We start from the raw sequence: 1,377 nt of genomic DNA, 5'->3' as shown, positions 1-1,377 counted from the left end.
CAAGGTGGCCGGCAAGGTCTTCCGCATCGGCCATCTCGGCTGGCTGAACGAGGTGATGGTGCTTGGATCGCTGGCCGCCGCCGAACTTGCGCTGCTCGATTGCGGGGTCGACCTGGCGCCGGGCTCGGGTGTGGCGGCGGCGATCGAGCATTTCCGCAACACGGCCGCGATGCCGGTCGCCGAGGCGGCGTGAGGGGGCAGACCATGAGCCACACCATCAACCACCTCAAGAAGCTCCGCCTCCAGCGCAGCGAACTCGCCGTTCCAGGATCGAGCCCGGAGATGATCGACAAGGCGGCCAACAGCGCCGCCGACTTCGTCTTCCTCGACATCGAGGACGCGGTCGCGCCACCCGACAAGGAGCGCGCCCGCAAGACCATCATTCAGGCGCTCAACGACATCGACTGGCGCGCCAAGGGCAAGACCGTCTCGGTGCGCATCAACGGCCTCGACACCCACTACATGTACCGCGACGTGGTCGATGTCATGGAGCAGGCCGGCGACCGGCTGGACACCATCCTGGTGCCGAAGGTCGGCGTGCCGGCCGACCTCTACATGGTCGAGGCCCTGGTCAACCAGATCGAGATGGCCAAGGGTTTCAAGACCCGCGTCGGGCTCGAGGCCTTGATCGAGACCGCGCTCGGCATGGCCAATGTCGAGGCGATCGCCGCCACGCCCGGCCGCCTGGAAGCGATGCATTTCGGCGTCGCCGACTATGCCGCCTCCAACAAGGCGCGCACCGTCAACATCGGCGGCCTCAACCCCGACTATCCCGGCGACCAGTGGCATTTCGCGCTGTCGCGCATGACGGTCGCCTGCCGCGCCTATGGCCTGCGCGCCATCGACGGCCCGTTCGGCGACTTCTCCGACGCGCAAGGCTACACGGCCGCCGCCAGACGCGCCGCGGCCCTCGGCATCGAAGGCAAATGGGCGATCCACCCCTCGCAGATCGCCTTGGCCAACGACGTGTTCTCGCCGCCGGAAAAGGAGGTCACGCGCGCCCGCCGCATCCTCGAGGTGCTGAAGGAGGCGGAGGCGCTCGGCAAGGGTGCGGCCGCGCTCGACGGCAAGATGATCGATGCGGCGTCGGAGCGCATGGCGCGCAACGTGCTGGTGGTGAGCGAGGCGATCGAGCGCGCCGGCCAGGCGCATGGCGCGGCGCATTGAGATTACCGGGAGGACAAGATGGACATTCACGAATACCAGGCCAAGGAACTGCTTGCCCGTCATGGCGTGCACGTGCCGCGCGGCGGGCTCGCCTACAGTCCCGAGCAGGCCGCCTACCGGACGCGCGAGATCGGCGGCTCGAAGTGGGTGGTGAAGGCGCAGGTTCACTCCGGCGCCCGCGGCAAGGCCGGCGGCATCAAGCTGTGCGGC

General features: G+C 68.3%; 2 protein-coding genes and 1 pseudogene. All 3 read left to right on the top strand.

All coding sequences use genetic code 11. The annotated features are described in order from the left end of the window. A pseudogene (locus tag RFN28_RS34520) lies at positions 1 to 193 on the top strand (serine--glyoxylate aminotransferase); the annotation flags it as partial. Positions 194 to 204: 11 nt separating this feature from the next. Then, entirely contained in the window at positions 205 to 1,167 is a 963-nt protein-coding gene (locus tag RFN28_RS34515) for an HpcH/HpaI aldolase/citrate lyase family protein (RefSeq protein WP_320291586.1), read from the top strand. A gap of 18 nt (positions 1,168 to 1,185) precedes the next feature. Then, on the top strand, positions 1,186 to 1,377 hold a 192-nt coding region (locus tag RFN28_RS34510; protein ID WP_320291585.1), incomplete at its 3' end, for an ATP-grasp domain-containing protein.

This window comes from Mesorhizobium album, assembly GCF_033977205.1.
GTDB lineage: Bacteria > Pseudomonadota > Alphaproteobacteria > Rhizobiales > Rhizobiaceae > Mesorhizobium > Mesorhizobium album.
This window is presented reverse-complemented; position numbering and strand designations above follow the sequence as displayed.

Excerpts from the sequence above, each read along its gene's own strand:
- RFN28_RS34515 (WP_320291586.1), top strand. The coding sequence starts at position 205 with ATGAGCCACACCATCAACCACCTCAAGAAGCTCCGCCTCCAGCGCAGC.